Source organism: Mesorhizobium sp. M3A.F.Ca.ET.175.01.1.1 (assembly GCF_004791945.1).
Lineage (GTDB): Bacteria > Pseudomonadota > Alphaproteobacteria > Rhizobiales > Rhizobiaceae > Mesorhizobium.
The window spans coordinates 1-345 of sequence record NZ_SRTP01000183.1; the positions used below are offsets into that span (position 1 = coordinate 1).

1 pseudogene is annotated in these 345 nt (G+C 72.5%); it reads right to left on the reverse strand.

From position 1 onward, the window contains the following. Positions 1 to 12: 12 nt before the first annotated feature. Positions 13 to 345, reverse strand: a pseudogene (locus EN818_RS33095) (hypothetical protein); the annotation flags it as partial.

Sequence of the window (345 nt, forward strand, 5' to 3'; positions counted from 1 at the left end):
GTTCAATGTGAACTACATCGCCTTGCCGACGCGCGGCGGCGGAGTGGTGGTCTGCCGCTGCGCCTGTGGCTGCGCTCCAGCCTGCGCGGTCGCCGTCGCGCCCGGCTGGCTGGCGGCTTTGCCGTTGCTGTTCGAAGCCGGCGCGGGGCCGTTGGCGGGCGTTGCCGGCGAAGTGCCGTCGGCCGGCGCGCTTGCCGCGGGGGTCTGGGGCTTGGCCGCCGCGGTCGCCGCGGGCGTTGCGAAAGCGCCGCCGACGACCCCGCCGCGAATGATCATCGGAGCCAGTTGGCGTCCGAACTTTTCGGGAATTGCCGCGACCTTTTCGTCGGTGACGGCGGGCATCGG